The following is a 19,368-nucleotide window of genomic DNA, read 5'->3' on the forward strand; positions in this document are numbered from 1 at the left end:
TCATTCATTGCTCCGATGGCCATATTGTCGTTGTAAGCGACCACCGCGGTGAATGTTTCGTTACTGTTTAACAGTTGAATAGCGGCTGCTTTTCCGCCTTCAAGGGTCGGCTCTGCACTGACTGATAGTGCATCGATAAAAGCAATGCCTTGCTGATTAAAGACTTGTTTTGCTCCATACAAGCGATCGAGTGGATCTTGAATGTGTGAATTACTGGTAATAAACGCAATGCGCGAATGCCCCTGTTCAATCATATGATTCGCCGCGATCATACCGCCCATGGCATTATCGACACATACACAGCGACTGGCAATGCTGGGGATAAATCGATTCAACACCACTAAACCGGGCACTTCTTCACTCAATTGAACCAAACTTTGCGCGCTGCTGCTCCAACTATTATCTACTAGCACATGCTTGTAACCTTGGCGCCTAACTGCGCGAATAGCTTCCAGGCTTGATGCTTCATTTTTGGCCGGACTACTGATACTAACATGCAACCCAAGTTGCTCGGCTTCTTCAATCACACTTGATGCAAGGGCACCAAAAAAAGACTGCGATAAGTCTGGCGTTACTAACGCGAGTAGGTTGGAGTGATTTTGCGCCAGTGCGCGGGCATTTTGATTCGGGCGATAGCCAGTCTCTTCAATAATACGCTCGACCCGAGATTTTACATCAGCGGCTACAACCTGCTTGCCGCTGATTACGCGTGAAACCGTCGCGGTTGATACCCCCGCCTTTTCCGCTACGTGTTTGAGTGTAACCACGCAATAGCCCTCTCTCATTAATACCCATTTGTATGGTGAATTATAGATTATACGTAAACCGAGCTTTAAAGATTGTTTTGTTTTATTCGGCTCTTCATTGGAATCGCTTACATACTATATCATATTGATTATATTGAACATTTATGAGAGTTAATTAACCTTCAAATGTAAGCGCTTGCATAATGAATTCTCAGGTGTAAAATGCCTAATTATGCGGTACGCCCTGACCGGCACTTCGTTCGCTTTGTGATCCGACACCATATTCAAAGTGTCGGCTTGTGCAGTTGGCATGATGGAGCAAACCGCTACTTCGATAACAATAATGCCCAACATCAGAGGTGGACACATGTACACACCAAGCAAGTTAGCAATCGCAATTACTGGTCTTATAGCTGGTCTTTCCTTTCAAACCCAGGCAGAAGAGATAGAACCCTTAGAGGAGGTAGTGGTCACTGGTATTCGCGGTAGCTTGCAGCGCGCAATGGATATTAAACGCGACGCGGCAGGCACAGTTGATTCAATCTCGGCAGAAGATATTGGTAAGTTCCCCGATCAAAACGTTGCGGAATCTTTGCAGCGAATTCCAGGCGTATCGATTGATCGAAGCGGTGGTGAAGGTCAACGCATTACCGTGCGCGGCTTCGGTCCGGAATTTAATACAGTACTTGTTAATGGCCGCACCATGGCCACCGAAAATCAAGAGCGTGATTTTAGTTTTGACACCTTAGCTTCAGAACTAGTTAGCGGCATAGACGTATACAAAACCTATTCCGCAAGAATGATGGATGGCGGCATTGGTTCGACGGTTAACGTAAAAACAGCCCGACCTTTTGATTATAATAGTTTCAAGGCAATGGCCAGCGTAAAGGGGCTGCATGAAAGCAAATCCGGGGAGACCTCGCCACAAGCCGCAGCATTAATCAGTTCAACTTTTGCAGACGACACAGTTGGCGTGCTGCTCTCTCTCTCGTATCAAGAGCGTGATGCGCGTGTTGACGAGCTTAACTATCGCGGATTTTTAAGCGATATAGAATTATCTGATGTTGGCGGTGCTGAAAGTTCATTTGTTCAACAAACCAACGATCAAATCGTCGATTTTCAAAAACGTAAACGCACCGGCGGCACGGCAGTTGTGCAATATGCGCCCACAGATAATCTCACCATCACTGCCGATGCGATCTACTCCGATTTTGATGTCGAGTCAGATGCAACAGCAATTGGTCACTGGGTATGGGACTACGGCAACTCGCAAGTCGAGGTCGATGATAACGGCACGGTGGTAGAGTTCGCCCAAAGCGCAAGCGCTGCAACCGACCTTGTTGCGCGAAGCTTTAATCGTCCGACTGAAACATTGGGTACTGGTCTAAATTTTGACTGGAATGTGAATGAAGAGCTAAACCTTCAGTTTGATATCTCTCAGTCTGAAGCCGAATCAAAAAATGCCGGCAACGACATCTTTGCGGTCATTGGTTTTGGTAATGATGGTGTAACCCAAGTTAACAATGGTGAGTACATTGAGCTGTATGGTGTACCGGAACTTGACCCAAATGATGGTTCTTCTCATATCGCCAACTATGAAGGGCTAGGCATTAAAGATGAAATTACAGAAATAAAATTCGACACCACCTGGCAGATTGATGCTGGTATTGTCAAAACGGGTAAATTCGGTTTTTCTAGCCACGAGAGAACAAAAACGCAAACTGATTATAAAACTTCAGATGACGTCCTGTGTTTGTATTGTGGGTATCAGATTTCTGTGCCATCGGAATTACTGTCGCCATTTAGCGTAGACGGTTTTATGTCGGGTGCGGATGTTTCAAATATCCCAACAAGCTGGCTGAAGATCGATGGCGACGCCTACATTGACTTTTTAGCGTCTGATGCCGCCGCCACAGCTTTAGATCAGACTATCGGCAACGAACCTGGCACAACACAGGCAGTATTGAGCCAAAACAATGGCTTTATACCACAGTATCGACCAGATTCATTCTCAATTACCGATGATATTCTATCGGCTTATTTTGAGTTCAATTTGGCGGGACAGATTGGCTCACTACCCTGGTCTGCTGAGCTGGGATTACGCTACTCACAAACCGAGATGACTGCGAACGGTCAGCAAGCTTCACTTATTGGTCTACACGAAATTCCGAATGATCCTACGTTATTGCGTGCTGAACTTACGGAAGATGTAATTCCAGTTTCTACTGAAAATGACTATTCGAATGTGTTACCAACAGCGAACTTTCGTTTAGAGTTAACCGAAGAACTTGTTGCTCGTGCGGCCTATTCCCATACGGTAACTCGTCCAACGTTCCGAAATATTGCACCACAAACCAGTTACGATGTATTGAGCCCAAATGCATTGCTGGCAAGTGCAGGAAATCCAGCGGTTGATCCTTTTGAAGCGAAAAATTTCGACTTGGGTGTCGACTGGTATTTCGATGATGCGAGTTTTGTATCGGCCGCCTATTTTTACAAATCAGTTGATAATTTCTTAGTGGTTGGTTCACGCAACGAAATCTTCCAAAATCCGGAAACCGGTGAAGATGTTGAACCAACTGACGGATCCAGCCCCGTTTGGAGTGTATCCGGTGTGGTTAATTCGCCAGACACGTTGACAGTGGACGGCTTAGAATTTGCTTACCAGCAAACCTTCGATATGCTCCCAAGTGTTTTTGACGGCTTAGGGGTTATGGTCAACGCAACTTTTGTGAACAGCAATAAAGAGCTTGATATTGACAATATCAACGAGTCATACGCACTGACTGGATTAGGCGACTCAATGAACTTTGTGCTTTTCTATGAAAAAGGTCCAATTCAATTCCGCATAGCGCGAAATGAACGTAAAGAATTTCTACAAACCCTAAGAAACCCCACAGGTAACAATCCATCCTACGTTGATAACTATACACAATACGATATGAGTGCGAGTTACGACATTAATGATTCCGTGACAATCATTTTGGAAGGAATCAATTTAACCGAAGAGGTTGAACGAACATCTGGCCGCTACTCAAACCATGTCGTTTCGCTCGTGGATACGGGTTCGAGGTATACTTTAGGTATTCTCGCAAATTTTTAAATTGAAGTTAGATGTTGTTACGGGTGTGAAAATACCCGTTTTCTTCGCTGTTGGTTCCTCTCCATCCTCGGCAGAAATTAGMCTGGTTCGCCAGGCGCTTTTTTAAATTATAGCACTCGTAAATAATCATCTTACGTGTCAATATAAATCTCACTCGCAAGTAGCCCTTATGCCATTACCTACCGCTTTAGCTCCCAATTTTTGGCAAGCACCCGAACTGATAAATATTCATCGTATTGCTTCGCGCCCACGTATGATGTCATTTGACGACGCTGATACAGCAATTACCTCACAACAACAAGAAGACTCAACAAATTTTCTTTCATTAAATGGCGAATGGTATTTCAACTATCTTTCCAGCCCTAATGATGCGCCGCAGGGTTTTGGTAACCCCGATTTTAACTATCGCTCTTGGCCCACATTAACAGTACCTTCAAACTGGACAATGAAAGGTTACGGTCAGCCACATTACACCAATGTGCGCATGCCTTTTTCCGAGTTTCCACCACAGGTCCCTAGCGAAAACCCTACTGGACTGTATTACACCGAGTTTGAATTACAGAAATCCGGCCTAAGCAAACGCCAAATTCTTCATGTCGGCGCAACCGAAAGCGTGCTTTCACTATGGTTAAATGGCACTTTTGTTGGCTTGAGCAAGTGCTCTCGCTTGCCGGCTGAATTTGATATTACAACGCACTGTCAACGCGGCAAAAACGTCCTAGCGGCGATGGTGGTGAAGTGGTCGGACGCCTGCTTTATCGAAGATCAGGACCATTGGTGGATGGCTGGTATTTTTCGAGAAGTATTTATTCGCGCCACGCCCAAAGTAAATATTGAAGATCTTGCGATTGATCCTGGGCTTGAAGAATCTCTCGAGAACGCCGAATTAAAACTAAAGGTGCGTTTAAAATTCGAAGGTATCCCTTTTGGATCTTGGAAAATACGCGCGCGTTTACTGGACGAGCATAGCCAAGATGTTTGGCCACAAGTGTGGACTCTGAACTTTGAAGCTGCGTCGTATATCGAACGTGAGACGTGGTGGCAAATGCAGGGTCAAAAAACCGTTAATGAGCCGAAATTATGGAGTCACGAACAACCTAATTTATACTATTTTATCGCCGAGTTAATTGATGAAAACGGCACTGTTGTTGAAGTCGTCAAACAACAGGTCGGTTTCCGTCGCATTGAAATTAAAGAACGTTCGCTATTAATCAATGGTAAGCGCGTGATTATTCATGGTGTAAATCGCCATGACCATCACGATACTGAAGGCAAAGCCATACCGCGTGAAGCAATGGAAGCCGATGTGCGAATGATGAAAAAATTTCACGTAAATGCTGTACGTTGCGCTCACTACCCCAACGACAGTTATTTTTACGAACTGTGTGATCGGTACGGCTTGTACGTGATTGATGAAACCGACATTGAAAGTCACGCCTTTCGCTTAAATTTATGTGACGAGCCGCGCTACGCCGCCGCATGGTTAGACCGTGGCATGCGTATGGTTCAACGCGATAAAAATCACCCTTCTATTATTTCGTGGTCGCTTGGCAACGAAGCGGGATATGGCTGCAATCACGATGCCCTTGCAGCATGGATTCGAAAATACGATCCATCACGCATACTTCACTATGAAGGCGCAACGCGTGATATGCACTGGGATGACAACTTCGATACCCATGTAATGGAAACCCGCCCACACCGCCCAGATCACTTCTTGGCCACCGATATTATCTGCCCGATGTACCCAACAATCGAAAAATTAAAAGAATTTTCTAAAAATGCGAACGATTCGCGCCCGTGTATCCCTTGCGAATACTGCCATGCAATGGGTAATGCCAACGGAAACTTAAAAGAATATATCGAGGCTTTCGAAACCTTGCCCGGCCTGCAAGGAGGTTTTATTTGGGAATGGATTGATCATGGCCTTGCTAAATACACCGAAGACGGGCGTAAATATTGGGCCTACGGTGGCGACTTCGGCGATCATCCACATGATATTAATTTTGTGATCGACGGCTTGGTTTGGCCTGACCGAAGCGCCCACCCCGCATTATATGAATTTAAAAAGCTTGCCCAGCCGTTTTCGATTATCAGCAGCGATTTAGCAAAGGGTGAATTTACTTTACGCAGTAAAAAATATTTTACTACTTTAGACAACGTCGCCCTGCATTGGAGAGTCGAAGTCGAAGGTGAAATGATAGAAACGAGATCGATTGAAAACTGTAATGTTGAGCCAGAAAGTAGCGCTACAGTTTCTGTTCCTATTGATGTTATAAATCGCGCTCAGAAGAGCGGTAAAGAAGCCTTTATTCGCTTCAGCTTTACAGCTTCTACTGCAAGTTTTGCACATGATAAAAACGAAGAAATAGGCTGGGAGCAAATAACAATAGCCGAACGTCGCATTGTTAGCCCGCCATCAGAGCCCAATGAAAACGAAGAATCCGCGTTGAATGTTGATAGAAACGGTTTGATTTATTGGCAAAACTTTGTGTTTGAATTCAATGATGAATCGGGTGAATGGTTATCGTGGCGTAAAAGTAATAGGGAAATATTAAAACGTGCACCTAAAGCCAATATATGGCGCTGTCCGGTTGATAATGACGGTTTGCGTTTACGAAAAGAAACACGACCAAAACCCTTGGGAAATTGGCGTAACGCTGGTTTAGATGACATGAGTCTAAACCTAATTAGCATGAAGAAAAATATAATTCCGGATTACATCGACATTGACGTCGAACACGAAGGTAGGTTCGCGGGTAAATTTGGATTTAACCAAAAGACCAAGTGGCGCTTTCACAATGCCGGCGTACTTAGCGCCAACTTCAAATTTTGTTTTGATGCCAGCCTTCCCGATTTGCCTCGAGTGGGAATTGAAATGTCATTGACCGAACGGTTTCAACAGCTTATCTGGTACGGACATGGCCCACATGAATCCTACAGCGATCGCAATGCCGGCGTCTGGCTAAGCAAATTTAACAGCTTGGTGAGCGAGCAATATGTGCCGTACATATTGCCGCAAGAGCACGGAAATCATACAGATACTCGCTGGTTTCAACTAAGCACACCGAACGAATCGCTGAAAGTGATGGGTCATACACCTCTAAACTTTTCTGCCAGCCATTATTCAAGTACCGATTTAGAACAAGCTAAACACACGGTTGATCTTGAACCTAGAAGAGAAGTGATTGTGAATATTGATTATGCTCAACGCGGCTTAGGAAACGCTGCCTGCGGCCCTGACGTGCTTGAAAAATATCGCATCCATCCCGGCGAATATGAATTTGGCTTTGATATTTATTTTCAATAAGGGTGCCAACAATAATGAACAATTCAAACAAGCTCTATTTGTCCAAAACTGAAAAGATCGCCTATGCCTCAGGCGACGCGGCCACTAACTTTTTCTTTAAGTTTTTTCAGTTTTTTTTGTTTTATTACTACACCGACTCAGTAGGTTTATCGGCGGGCGTAATTGGCACAATGTTTCTGGCATCACGTATTCTGGATATGTTTACCGACCCGGCCATGGGAATCCTTGCGGATCGAACCCGCAGTCGCTGGGGAAGTTATCGGCCCTATTTATTGTTTATTGCCATCCCTTACGGAATCTTTGGCTATTTAATGTTTTTAAATCCCCAGTTCAGTGAACAGGGGAAATTGTGGTATGCATTTATCACTTACTCGTTAATGATGATGGCATTTACTGCAATAAATATCCCTTACGCTGCGATGACAGGAGTAATGACTCCGAACTCCTACGAACGTACGGTTTTATCTAGCTATCGTTTTATGGGGGCCTTTGGCGGCGGCCTGCTACTTACCTTGCTAGCCCGGCCACTTGTAAAAGCACTTGGTGGCGGCAACGAGGCTGAAGGCTTCCGTATAACCATGGCACTATTTGCAGTGATTTCGGTCTTGTTATTCTGGGTGACCTTTTGGTTTTGTAAAGAACGCGTTAAACCTGCTATTACTCAAAAATCCAGCTGGAAAAAAGACTTTTCTAGTCTTATAAAAAATAGACCCTGGCAGATTCTTACCTTATCATTTTTAATTCACGGTTGTTATTACACTATTTATGGTGCGGTCACGATTCACTTCTTTAAATACTGGGTGGGTGACAATGGTGAAGCTGTTTTTCTAATCTTCGATTTTTCAACCTTGTTCCTGGCTACCAGCTTGCTGTCTAGTTTAGTGGGCGCGGGCTTGACTAAAAACCTAGTGCGTATTTTTGATAAACGCAGTGTAATAATTGGGTCAGCGCTGTTAAATGGTGTGGTGATGACTGGCTTCTATTTTGTCGCTAATGCCGATTACCTGACTTTATTTACCTTGCAGGTGATAAACGGTTTAGCGATAGGCCCACTACCCGTATTAATTTGGGCGATGTATGCCGATACAGCCGACTATGGCGAACACCAGTACGGTCATCGCAATACCGGATTGATTTTTTCTGCTGCCCTGTTTGGGCTAAAAATGGGCTTAGCTATGGGCGGTGCGATAGCAGGTTGGGTGCTCGCCGCCTATGGTTTTGAAGCCAATGCCGAGCAAAGTGAGCGTTCCCTGCTAGGAATCTTACTGTGTTTTAGCTTAATTCCAGCTGCCTTGGCCTTTATTAAAGTCGGGGTATTGTTGTTTTATCCATTACGCGATAAGCATATGCAAGATATTGAAGCCGCGCTTACTGAGCGCAAAGGTGAACTGCACGCTCCGTCGAGCTAAGGAAGAACATTAGAATTAGCTCTAAGAATCCTCCGATTATCGATTTCGATGCGCATCTGTATTGAATGATTTTAATCGTGAGGCTTTAGCTATTGCGGTGGATACCTCGGTGCCAAGTGCAAGACTGATTCGTATCTTCGAACAAATTAAAACCGAGCGAGACTTACCTGATGTATTGCGCACCGACAACGGCCCTGATTTTTTAGAGATGTTTTCACTCAATGGTGCCAGGATAATGGGGTTCCGATTGATTATATTGAGCTGGGTAAACGAGAATGCTTACGTTGATCGCTTCAATGGGACCCGCCGCGACGAGGTATTGAACACATGGCTATTTGGAAGCATGGACGAGGTGCAATAAATTAGTTGGGCTTAGATGCTCGAATATAACGAAGAACGAGACTATGACAACCTCTGTGAACTGATGCCCGCAGAGGTTTTAACGCCAGCCGAATATTCCAGTGATGGGTTGTCTAATTGACGGGGAAGTTTACAGTACGTTTAATACTCACCAGTCAGATCGTTATCGAACACTCGGGTATAGGCGGTGTAGTGGCACATTGAATATGGCCACCTGATTAGAGGTGATAATATCACCGCACTCATACAGGTGACCCAATGACAAAACGAACTAGACCTACCTATTCACCAGAATTTCGCTGCGAAGTCGCTCAAGAGGTCGTCGAAAAAAGGCGGAGCATCCGGGATGTTGCTCATAGCCTCGATCAAGAAAATTCACTGTCGACAAGTGGGCCAGGCAACGCAAGTAAGAGCGCAATGGCCAACTATCCAACGCCACACCTCTGACGCCGGATCAATTAAAGATTCGCGAACTTGAACGCACAATTAAATTGCTCGAAGGCGAGAATGAAATTTAAAAAGGCTTCCGCATCTCTTGATGCAGGATTCGATCAAAGATTTTCGCTAATTCGCGAGCAACAAGAGAGCCAGCCCGTATCACGGTTATGCCGCGTGCTTGACGTCAACCGCAGCAATTATCGTTACTGGTGTGATCGCCCAGAAAAAGTGTCGCCACATCGGCTTAAGCTCATCGCAGAGCTGAAGCGTTGGTTTGGTCTGAGCATGAACTCTGCGGGGCAGCGCACGCTGGTGTCATTACTGGCCACATCAGGCTTCAATGTAAGTCGCTGGCTGGTTAAGAAACTTATGCAGCAAGAAGGCTTAGTCCGTCTGCAGCTGCCGCAGCACAAGTACGCTAAATCGGAAAATGAGCGCTTGTGCATACCCAATGTACTGGGTCGAAATTTCAAACCAAACAAGCCCAATCAGGCCTGGAGTGTTGATGTGACCTATGTTTGGAGCCGCTCGGGCTGGATGTATCTTGCGGTGGTTATCGACTTGTTCGGTAGACGGGTTGTGGGCTTTGCGACATCAAAAAGCCCTGACAGTGAACTGACTAAAAAGGCACTGAGAATGGCTTATGAAAGCCGAGGAAAACCCAAAGGCCTGCTATTTCACAGCGATCAAGGTTGCCAATACACCAGCAAAAGCTGCCGTCAGATGCTGTGGCGCTCAGGCATTCGACAAAATCTCAGTCGACGCGGAAATTACTGGGATAATGCGCCGACATAGCGCTTTTTTAGAAGCCTTAAACGCGAGTAGATGCCAAAATCAGGCTACGACTCATTCATCGAAGGGGGCAATGCAATGTCGCATTATATAACGGCTATTACAATCGCTATCGCCCGCATCAGCACAAGGATGGGTTATCGCCCATAATGGCTGAGCAAGAGTATCAAAAAACTTATAACACGGTGGCCAGTTTTAGTTGACCACTACACCCCTATCTGCCTGCGACCACGATCTTAGGTCGAGAAGGTGACCGGACTAATTCTAAACTGCTTCGAGTTCGTTAAGATCCTTCTGTCTGCGGTTGGATTATTGGACGGATTACAACCTTATTCACGAGTTGGGGTGGGGTACAAGGTGTATTCTGCATTAATGACTTTTTGCTTGCCTTGAAGGATCTTACTCCCGCCGTAGGTTTCTATTACATCGCGCTTTATGAGTACGTCCAGGGCGGTGCGGATAGCGCGTAGATTCTCGCTCATACGTGCTGTCAGCCCTCTAGGGCTCTTTTCAAGAAAGCTGATGAGCTTGAAGGTGTAGGGGTTGTTTTTGCTGGCTTGTGTCCAGCACTGAACCATCCGCTTGTAGATGTATCCTGCGAGCGGAGAACTGATCTCCATGCCCAACTGATAGTCATAGCTACGATAGGTCATTGCCATGATCGATTTATTTACTAAGGGGTTGAACTGAATATAACAACGGGCGTTTTCGCGGCCCTTCGATTTCAGCTCTGGTTTGTTCGTTAAAGACAAAAAACCAAATAGGCTGGAGTTGATGAATGATTCGTCGTCCGACGAGTAGCACTCGATAATGCTGCCCCGGCATACCTGTAGGGCTGAGGGTGTTCAAAAATCTGTGTCAGACAATGGCGAACGTTTGCCCGCCGGTTACCAGTGTAGCCTGATGCTGGGTTCAATATCCAGGTACGGCTCAATACGGTTTTCGAAGTGAATCACCAGTTGCGACAATGTCAGGTTCCAGTTTTGCACCGGGTGGGTCCACCTTTCCGAAGCGCTGAGGATACCAGCATAGAGCAGTTTTAGAAGGCTGTTCTCATTGGGGAAACCGCCCTTGGTTTTGGTCAGTTTACGGAACTGACGGTGCACCGCTTCAACAGCATTCGTGGTGTAGATGGCTTTACGGACATCTTCCGGATACTTGAAGTAGACAGATAGGTTGTCCCACTTCTTGCGCCAGAAACGGATAACCACCGGGTACTGCTTGCCCCACTTGGCGTCCAGCGGTCTCCGCCGCGTTCTTGGTGACAGCCCGATAAACAGCTTTCAGGTCGGCCATCAAGGCCTTCTGGTTCTTCGAGGCCACGTACTTCATTGAGTTGCGGATCTGGTGGATGATGCACTGCTGGACCTCGATTTCGGGGTAACTGGTCTCAATGGCTTCCGGGAAGCCGGTGAGGCCATCGACACAAGCGATCAGAATATCCTTGACGCCTCAGTTCTGCAGATCAGTCAGCACGCTGAGCCAGTAATGAGCGCCCTCAGCGTCCGACAGGTACAAGCCGATCAGCTCTTTCTTGCCCTCAATGTTCAGGGCTAAAATGGTGTAAGTGGCCTTGCTGACATAGCGGCCGTTTTCCCGGACTTTGTAGTGAATTGCATCGAGCCAGACGATGAGGTACACCGGGTCCAGGTCACGCTCTCGCCAGCTCTCCAACTTGGGGAGGAGTTTGTCGGTAACGGCATTGAGCGTGCCATTGGAGAAGTCGATATCGTAGAAGTCTTTCAGGTGCTCGCGAATGTTCTGATAGCTGTTGCCGTGGGCGTAAAGAGCGATGATCTTGCGCTCTAGGTCGTCGGTCAGATGGGTCTGATTCTTCTTGACGAACTGGAGATCGAAGGTGCCAGAACGACCTTTAGGGGTATCGCGCTCAAAGCTCCCAGAGGCTGATTTGACGGTCTTGGAGGTGAGCCGTTCTTGCGGGCTGCTCATCACCGGCGATGTGCTGCTCTTGCTCGGCCTTGAGCGCCGCTTCAGTGAGCTGCTTGATCAGCGGGGTCAGAAAGCCGTCCTTGCCGTTCATGGGCTTGCCAGCCTTCAGGTCCTCAAGGGCTTGGTTGAGGTCAAAATCGATGTCTTTTCGGGACTGTGTCATCTCCTGTTTTACACAGTTTAGGGAAATGACACAGATTAATGAACACTACCGTAGGGCTTCTTTGATGGCGGGGATGGTACTGGAGTGACCCACTCGCTCAAGCTCCTTGCGCAGCTCGTAGAGCGTAAATTCAACACCAGCAGGCCGTTGATCATGCCGCCACTTCCGTTTACGGTTAGCTTTCTCAAGCAGTCCTCGACTACCTCTTCGCGGGATCCGGGGTAGACCAGTACCGACTTGCCGTTTTTTTCAATTAGGGCCGGTCGTATCTTGACCGATAACACTTGTCCTAGACGTTTAAATTGGCGCTCGAAGTAAGCTTCCTTTGGATGTTTGTGTTATCGGATCTTTCAGAGCACATGCTTTGTGGAGGCAACGTATACGTCGATGGTGTTTGATGTGTGGGGCTCCCTCTTGAGCTTTTCCTGAAGCCCAAGCAAATACGTTTTTTGCTCGGTCGATATGGTTACTCCGGAACGGGCTTCTTTGTCGTGTGAGTGCAGTTAATACCGGTACTTGGTATTAGCGGGTCTTTAAGTAGTGTCAGTGCAATAACGCAAGCGATGACCGTCAAACCTAGCACCACTTCGCGCTTTGTATCCTCGAGACCTATTGTTCGCAGATGGGCATCAGATTGATTCTCGAAGTAGGTGTGCTCCATGATGCCACGTTGAGCTGCCCGTGAGGTTCTGTCGTCGCGTTTTAGTTTCTCGGAGCGCGTGAGGGCGGTCGCCCCCCCCTTGTGGGTGCTGTGCGGCCCTTAAGGCTGCTTACTGATCTCTTTTTATTGCTCGTGATACTTTTGCTCATTAAGTTCTTGTTCAAGCATTAGGCGGTACTGTTTGATGTGCCTCTTTGATTCTTGAAGGCGGTAGATCCGCTTTCTCACTCTTCGATAAATTTCCTCGACCTTCTCAATTACTTCTTTGGCCCAACCAGGTTCGTTTTTAAACGTTCTCATGTCGTAATGTTGCGGGCCTGCTTTGCGGGAGCTCTTTGTCTGTATGTAGGTTGACATTACTTTGCGTGGACCTGATGGCTTGGCTTTATCTACAGGCACAGTTCTGTTTCTGTACCACATTAGCTGTACCGATCCTCGATTTAGCTTGACCCTTGTGCCGATGTAACAGGTTTCACTGCCGGGGTTCTCTCGCTCAGCCTGATTCTCCATCCAGTACCAGTCTGCGGCCTTCTGCGCCTCAAGAGCAGTTCGATATATTTCTAGGTTAAGCCGCTTTGTCATTTCCTCGCAAAACCTGGCTCCGTTTTGCTTTATCTGGTCAGAACCAATGAGCATCCGTTCCGAGATGCAGCCTGGCTGAAGTAGGTCAAGGACATCAGTTTCTGTGTCAATTTTCATCCACATCCCTCTTAGGTATGAACTACCCCCACTAACCATATAACTATCTATCTGGTAAATAGGTGGTCTGTTTAACATCATAAACCATGTATAGATTTTTATGTAACGTAGGGCTGTTTACCAGATTAATTTTGTTAAAAGCGTAGCTGTTTACCTAGTACAGATTAAGATCAGCAGATTTGAATTTACCCAAATAAATAAGTAACCACCGTCAGCGGGAGAGTTAATTCGCGCTCAACATCTAGTTGGTTCTTTAAAACCTAACATTGCATTCTGGAAGAGTCTCTCGGGAGTCCCAATAGGGACTTATTGTTGGTTTTTTTAGGGCCAATAAGGTGTTTTTCAGGGTTTTGCGTCCCAATTGGCCGCTCTTCTCCGGTTTGAGCTCAAGTTACCCCAGTATAATTGATGTCTTCAGGTGATATTAATTGAAGTGAGATATGTCTGTTTTTGGATTAGACATTGGTTACTCCAGCATGAAGGTGGGTAAGCGCCAAACCAACCACTACCCGACCTGAATTTAGCCAAGTAGCCTCCCAGTTTTCATACTACGGAGGTTCACATGAAAACACGTCACCCCAAAGCGCAGTGGTTGCCTCTGATCGACGAGTACGCGGTTTATATCTGAGATCATATGTCCACATGAGGATAGGACCTGAAAAGATGTTAAATGCACTAAAGAACATGTTTACCAAAGGCGCAGCACAAAGGCCTGGCCTGGATTTCGGTGAAGAGATACCGCGATACCCGCCATCTGCTAAAGGTTTTCCGGTGGAGGATCTTGATAAGCTTTTGGAATCACAGGCTGAGCTGATCCAAAAACTCAGAATAGCGCTGGGTTTTACTAAGGACGAACACGAATCGTTGATAATGCCTGTTATCAGGCGCTACGCCGAGTTTGTACATTTGTTACCCGCATCGGAGGCACACCATCATCGCGGTGCAGGTGGCCTGTTTCGCCACGGCCTGGAGGTCGGGTTTTGGGTGGCTCAGATATCCGAGTCTGTCATTTACTCAATGGAAGGGAGCCCTCGTGAGCGGCGCAACAATGAGCCGCGCTGGCGCTTGGCCAGCTGTTTTGCCGGGATTATGCACGATGTGGGTAAACCCTTGTCCGATGTGTCCGTTACGGATAAAGATGGCACATCCACTTGGAACCCATACTCGGGAAGCCTTTATGAGTGGGCGGACGAAAACAAACTCAACCGCTATTACCTTCGCTGGCGCGAGGGGCGGCATAAACGGCATGAGCGATTCTCGCTGCTGGCGGTTGAGAGAATCATTCCTCAGCAGTCTCTACAGTACTTATCCGATGCGGGACCTGAGATTGTAGAGGCCATGCTTGAAGCAATCGCTGGTACCGGCGTAAATCAGCCGGTGACCAAGCTGATGCTCAAGGCTGATCGAATAAGTGTGTCTCAGGATCTTAAGCAAAGCCGTCTTGATGTCGATGAGTTCTCTTACGGGGTGTTGGTTGAGCGCTATGTGTTTGATGCTATCCGTCGCCTCGTGAAATCGGGCAAATGGAAGGTTAACGAGCGAGGAGCAAAGGTTTGGAACCTCCGAAATGGCGTGTTTATCCAGTGGCGCAATATCGGAGACCTGCACGAACTATTAGAAGCGGATCAAATACCCGGCATTCCCCGTGACCCCGATACCCTGGCAGATATTCTTATCGAGCGCGGTTTTGCAATTCCCAATAACGTAACCTCTAACGGCAGCCCTGAAAAATATAGGTACTGGGAGATATGCCCAGCCGAATTACAGCCTAGGGGTGACGCTGAAGAAGTAAAAATATTGGGCTTGAGGTTTGAGTCATCAGATCTGGTCTTCACTAACGAGCCACCCCCACCGGTTGAGGGTGTCATTATCGGTGAGGCGCCCGACCGACAAGAGCAAGACCAGGCCGGGCCAGAAGATTCACACGGTGAGCCCCGTAACGGCGAGAAAGATCACGATGTATTAACGGAACAGATCCAAGATGACGAAGAGCCAGTGGCATTAAGTGATGATGCCGCGTCTAGTGATGTTTTTTCCCCGGCTACAAAACCCGGTACCCGCGCCTCCAAGAAGCCTCGTAAGCCCAATTCCGGCAAAGCTAATTCGGGCAAGGCGTTCAGCGCCCCGGCTAAGAAGAACAAGACCACTGGAATTCTCACCACGGTCAGTGCAGAAACTGGCGCCTCCAGTCCTACCCAGGGACTCTCACCGGTAGACCGGCTAGAGCGAAAGCTCGCCAACTGCTCTGAACACACAAAGACCGCCATAAAGTTAGTGATTGAGCCGGTCATTACCAATAAGGCTGAACTAAGCATGGATGGCGATTTATTCATGCTTCAAGGGCGTCCAGCGATATGGTACCCAAAAGGAATCAAGCGTTGCCTGGACGCTCCGGGGCTGTCGAAAGACGATGAAAAATCATTTATCAACGGACTTGATGAGGATGGGGGGGTTGAGGAAGATCATATGATACCGGGCCGCAAAATACAAAATGTGAAGGGCGCTAGAGGAGTCGTTTTATCGCCTGGGCTGACAGCGATTGTCTCTGCTGCCGTGAAGAGCCATAAGAAGCAGATAAACCAAGCATCGAAGCCCGAGAAGCAAGGAAAACCCAAAGACTCTGCGCCCGTGAGTAAGAAGGAAGACCAGCCAAGTAACGTGGACGAGGGTCAGAAGTTGCCACCGCGATCAGGTGGTAAAGATAAAAATATTCAGGAGCCTAAGTCCAAAGATACGGCTGCAAAGAATCGAGTTCAGCACTCAAGTGCGACCAAGAGCTCAAGCAAAAACGGCGAATCAGCTCAAGTTCAGCTGGATCTACCTAGATGCCAGGGCAGCGGTAAAGATGTCCCATCAGCACACGACACTAAACAACGGCCCATGGTTAAACCCCGACAGAAGCCATCGAAAAGGCCAGAAATAACGCATGAAGAGTCAGAAAAAGATCAGGCTAGGCGAATTAAAGATAATAGAACGGTGATTGATAGAGAAACTATTTTTCCAGAGACCACGACGCCGGATGAGTGTATCGAGCAACTAAAAAAAATGATGCTTGCAGGAAGAGGTAGATGGTTGAGCAGTGCAGTGCGCAGAGAAGGCAATTTTCTGATTGTGGGTGATAAATCACTCGACAACATCAGTGGTTACTATCCTGAGGTATCGCTGCGACAATTAAGACAGTGTTTGGCTCTGTCACAAAAAAAACCTCGACTTACCATGAAGGAGAATAAACTAAGGCTTGAAATTAACGAGGCGGATACGCAATGAATAACGACTCATACAGACTATGAAATGCAGGCGATCATGGGCTGAACCGCCGAAAGTATCGCGGCGATGGGAGTGAGTGCGAGTGTTGATATGCCACAACAACCAGTTCTACTGGATGGCTGGTATTTGTGGCTTTATGTGCTTGTCTCGTATATCTATGGCGATCAAGATCCATTGAGGTGTAGAAGTTTAGACCTGTTCTGACACAAAAAGACAGTGATTTCACACTGCCCATTACTGATAACGTGTGTTGATTTGTCCAAATTCAATCCACGCCTAGGTGGCCTTCTGGATGAAGCGATACATTGATTTCATGCGGCCCATAGTAGGGCACCGGACAGGGATCAGTATCCACAGAGCTATATGCAGCCTCAAATTCAACAATAGTTGGTTCACAGCTGGGTGATGGCATTTTAAATGAGTACTCTGCATCCATATTAAACAATGCACAGGGAATGGTACATACTACACTTCCCTATTGGATTTGATCTTCCGCCGCATTGTTGGCTGGGCAATGGACAAGGACATCGATCGCCACTTGGTGATTAATGCTTTGCTGATGGCGATCTAGCAGCGCCCGCCCAAAGGCGTAGTGAGCCTAAATGGCAACCAGGGACGTCAGTATGCCAGTGTCGACCACCTAGCGTTTATGAAGAAGCATAATCTTAAGCCTTTGATTAGTCGGCGCGGTAACAGCCATGATAATGCTGTTGCTAGATTCGCTAGTAAGAAGCTGTTGGCAGTTCTGAATGCTAGCGCTGAGGCTCAGTCCCTGAGGGCCACTGACTCTGCGGGCGTCACCTCTTTGTTCAGTGGGCCAATTTCGGCTCTTCAGATATTGGTGGCGGCGCTCAGAGAGCTGCTCGATGTAAATACGGGCGAGCTCGCCACATTACATGCCAAAATCACTACGCAGAAAGGAGCTGATTTGTTCAATGTTTCCTGGGCCATATCGATTAAATTATTAAATGGCGCCAAGATCCTCTTGGGCTTTCCTGGAAATCGATGAAAAATAAAGTGCGCCGACATTCGCTCCTACAAAATAAGATTGAGGCCGATCGCCTCGTGGCCTTGGAAGAATTAGGTGCCTTGGATCAGAAGCTCGCCTTTCTTAGAGAAGTAATGACCTAGCACTGCCTTGCTTAGCCCGATATGAGCCATATTTCGAGCAAGTTTCTTGTCTAATTACATATGTCCTATAATTGTACTTATTTGACATATATAAATAAAAATGCCATTATGTGATCAATAATCAACCACACATGAGAAGTCGTTGAATGAGCGAATTCCCTGTCGAGAGCCGCGACAAAAACACCGCTCGGGTCGCCGCGGGTAAAAAGAATGTGAGGCAGCGGTCCGACCACCGAGTGAATGGCACGCTGGACGCTCAAGCCATTATTCCGCGTAAAACGCCCCATCAATTAAAAATCGCTGGTTATCGCGACCGTTTGCTCAAAAGCTTGCAGCAAGTACTGCCGTGGGAGCTATTTGAACGCTTCGATCGCCGCTCAATGGACATGCTGGACACAGTCTCCGACAACACCGAAATCGCGCGCTACAGCGATCTGTGCCAGTACGTCGAATACTGCGTTCGTATGGACTACCCGCCGTTGCCTTTTGAGGACTACGTCGTGGATGCCTATCTGTCTTACATGATGGCCGAAGGCCGCAAACGCTCGGCCATCGATCGCCGGGTGTCCAGCTTGGTGGCCTGGGCCCACGCACTCGAGCTGGACGACCCGCGCGCCTCTTTCAAGGTTAAGAACCGGCTGGGCCGTATTCGAAAGATGGTAAAAAATAAACGGCGCCAAGCAGAAGGCCTGCGAGTGGTTCACCTGGAGCAGGCCCTCTCGCTATTCGATCCTGCCATTGCCCGCGACTGCCAGGATATCGCCCTACTTTTCGTCGGCTTTGAAACGCTTTGCCGTCAGTCCGAGCTGGTTCGTTTCGATTGGGAGGACTTGCGCCTCGACTCGGACGGCTCCAGCTTACTGGAGCTCGATTGGCATAAAACCGACCAAGACGGTGACGGCACGTATCTGTACCTCTCTCGCAACACCACCGATTTGCTTCTGGGTTGGCAGCGTCGCAGCGGCCAGAGCTCGGGCGCGATCTTTCGGGGGATATACTCCAGCGGCAAAATGGGCGATCGCCTGTCAGAGCGTGGGGTGTCCCGTTGCTTTAAACGCACCGCCGGTCGTTTATGGTTGGAACCATCCGTCTTCTCCGGGCATTCCAACCGGGTCGGCGCGGCGCAAGAGATGGTCGAAGGAAATGTTGATTCGGCAAAGATTATGCTATCCGGACGCTGGAAATCCATGGCGATGCTAACTCAATACGCTAAGCGTATTCAGGCCAAACGTGGGGGGATGGCAGAATTAACGCAAAAGCTCGAGTGGGACAAGCCGAAAGAGGTTGTCACGCATCTATCTCGGAATGCGGAGGATGACATCTGCCGATAAAAAATTAG

Annotated in this window: 12 protein-coding genes and 1 pseudogene; 8 read left to right on the forward strand and 5 right to left on the reverse strand. The window is 47.5% G+C overall.

Annotation, left to right across the window (positions count from 1 at the left end; translation table 11 throughout):
• Positions 1–785, reverse strand: a 785-nt coding sequence (locus SD69_RS17530) for a LacI family DNA-binding transcriptional regulator (protein WP_157471824.1), incomplete at its 3' end; no start/stop codon positions are given.
• 328 nt (positions 786–1,113) lie between these two features.
• On the opposite strand from SD69_RS17530, the gene SD69_RS17535 reads away from it, so the two are divergent.
• From SD69_RS17535 to SD69_RS17555, 5 genes are all read left to right on the forward strand, one after another.
• Complete coding sequence (locus SD69_RS17535; RefSeq protein ID WP_052481423.1) at positions 1,114–3,849, forward strand: TonB-dependent receptor; 2,736 nt, start codon at positions 1,114–1,116, stop codon at positions 3,847–3,849.
• A gap of 169 nt (positions 3,850–4,018) precedes the next feature.
• Positions 4,019–7,159, forward strand: coding sequence for a glycoside hydrolase family 2 TIM barrel-domain containing protein (locus SD69_RS17540; RefSeq protein ID WP_052481424.1), 3,141 nt, complete (start codon positions 4,019–4,021; stop codon positions 7,157–7,159).
• A gap of 14 nt (positions 7,160–7,173) precedes the next feature.
• A complete protein-coding gene (locus tag SD69_RS17545) occupies positions 7,174–8,568 on the forward strand; it encodes an MFS transporter (protein WP_041525000.1) in 1,395 nt (464 codons plus the stop codon).
• A 61-nt stretch (positions 8,569–8,629) separates the two neighbouring features.
• Positions 8,630–8,929: a hypothetical protein gene (locus SD69_RS17550; RefSeq protein WP_052481425.1), complete on the forward strand. Its 300-nt coding sequence runs from the start codon at positions 8,630–8,632 to the stop codon at positions 8,927–8,929.
• Positions 8,930–9,402: 473 nt separating this feature from the next.
• On the forward strand, positions 9,403–10,161 hold the full coding sequence (locus tag SD69_RS17555) for an IS3 family transposase (RefSeq protein ID WP_269745038.1): 759 nt from the start codon (positions 9,403–9,405) through the stop codon (positions 10,159–10,161).
• Between the two features lie 326 nt (positions 10,162–10,487).
• Here the strand turns inward: SD69_RS17555 and SD69_RS18285 are convergent, their stop codons facing one another.
• The 4 genes and pseudogenes from SD69_RS18285 to mobI form a co-directional block, all read right to left on the reverse strand.
• Entirely contained in the window at positions 10,488–10,817 is a 330-nt protein-coding gene (locus tag SD69_RS18285; protein WP_157471826.1) for a hypothetical protein, read from the reverse strand.
• A gap of 228 nt (positions 10,818–11,045) precedes the next feature.
• A pseudogene (locus tag SD69_RS17565) lies at positions 11,046–12,108 on the reverse strand (IS256 family transposase).
• Positions 12,047–12,271, reverse strand: coding sequence for a hypothetical protein (locus SD69_RS19245; RefSeq protein ID WP_408606050.1), 225 nt, complete (start codon positions 12,269–12,271; stop codon positions 12,047–12,049). The pseudogene SD69_RS17565 and the gene SD69_RS19245 overlap by 62 nt, the downstream one beginning before the upstream one ends.
• Before the next feature lie 784 nt (positions 12,272–13,055).
• Complete coding sequence (mobI, locus tag SD69_RS17570; protein WP_041525001.1) at positions 13,056–13,631, reverse strand: conjugative transfer protein MobI(A/C); 576 nt, start codon at positions 13,629–13,631, stop codon at positions 13,056–13,058.
• 663 nt (positions 13,632–14,294) lie between these two features.
• Between mobI and mobH the strand changes: the two genes are divergently transcribed.
• The 3 genes from mobH to SD69_RS17585 all read left to right on the forward strand — a co-directional run bounded on the left by mobH (position 14,295) and on the right by SD69_RS17585 (position 19,360).
• Positions 14,295–16,898: a MobH family relaxase gene (gene mobH / locus SD69_RS18855; RefSeq protein WP_052481427.1), complete on the forward strand. Its 2,604-nt coding sequence runs from the start codon at positions 14,295–14,297 to the stop codon at positions 16,896–16,898.
• 649 nt (positions 16,899–17,547) lie between these two features.
• Positions 17,548–17,907 carry a DNA-binding protein gene (locus SD69_RS17580; protein ID WP_157471830.1) on the forward strand — a complete coding sequence of 120 codons (360 nt, stop codon included), beginning with the start codon at positions 17,548–17,550 and terminating at the stop codon, positions 17,905–17,907.
• Between the two features lie 268 nt (positions 17,908–18,175).
• Complete coding sequence (locus tag SD69_RS17585; protein WP_041525003.1) at positions 18,176–19,360, forward strand: tyrosine-type recombinase/integrase; 1,185 nt, start codon at positions 18,176–18,178, stop codon at positions 19,358–19,360.
• Positions 19,361–19,368 lie beyond the last annotated feature (8 nt).

It is taken from the genome of Gilvimarinus agarilyticus (genome assembly GCF_000832015.1).
Taxonomy (GTDB): domain Bacteria; phylum Pseudomonadota; class Gammaproteobacteria; order Pseudomonadales; family Cellvibrionaceae; genus Gilvimarinus; species Gilvimarinus agarilyticus.

What these genes read in the sequence shown, in the direction of transcription:
- mobI (WP_041525001.1), bottom strand. Translation starts at nt 13,631, where the DNA reads ATGAAAATTGACACAGAAACTGATGTCCTTGACCTACTTCAGCCAGGC.
- SD69_RS19245 (WP_408606050.1), bottom strand. Translation starts at nt 12,271, where the DNA reads ATGACACAGTCCCGAAAAGACATCGATTTTGACCTCAACCAAGCCCTT.
- SD69_RS18285 (WP_157471826.1), bottom strand. Translation starts at nt 10,817, where the DNA reads ATGGCAATGACCTATCGTAGCTATGACTATCAGTTGGGCATGGAGATC.
- SD69_RS17545 (WP_041525000.1), top strand. Translation starts at nt 7,174, where the DNA reads ATGAACAATTCAAACAAGCTCTATTTGTCCAAAACTGAAAAGATCGCC.
- SD69_RS17585 (WP_041525003.1), top strand. Translation starts at nt 18,176, where the DNA reads ATGAGCGAATTCCCTGTCGAGAGCCGCGACAAAAACACCGCTCGGGTC.
- SD69_RS17535 (WP_052481423.1), top strand. Translation starts at nt 1,114, where the DNA reads ATGTACACACCAAGCAAGTTAGCAATCGCAATTACTGGTCTTATAGCT.
- SD69_RS17540 (WP_052481424.1), top strand. Translation starts at nt 4,019, where the DNA reads ATGCCATTACCTACCGCTTTAGCTCCCAATTTTTGGCAAGCACCCGAA.
- SD69_RS17580 (WP_157471830.1), top strand. Translation starts at nt 17,548, where the DNA reads ATGAAGAAGCATAATCTTAAGCCTTTGATTAGTCGGCGCGGTAACAGC.
- mobH (WP_052481427.1), top strand. Translation starts at nt 14,295, where the DNA reads ATGTTAAATGCACTAAAGAACATGTTTACCAAAGGCGCAGCACAAAGG.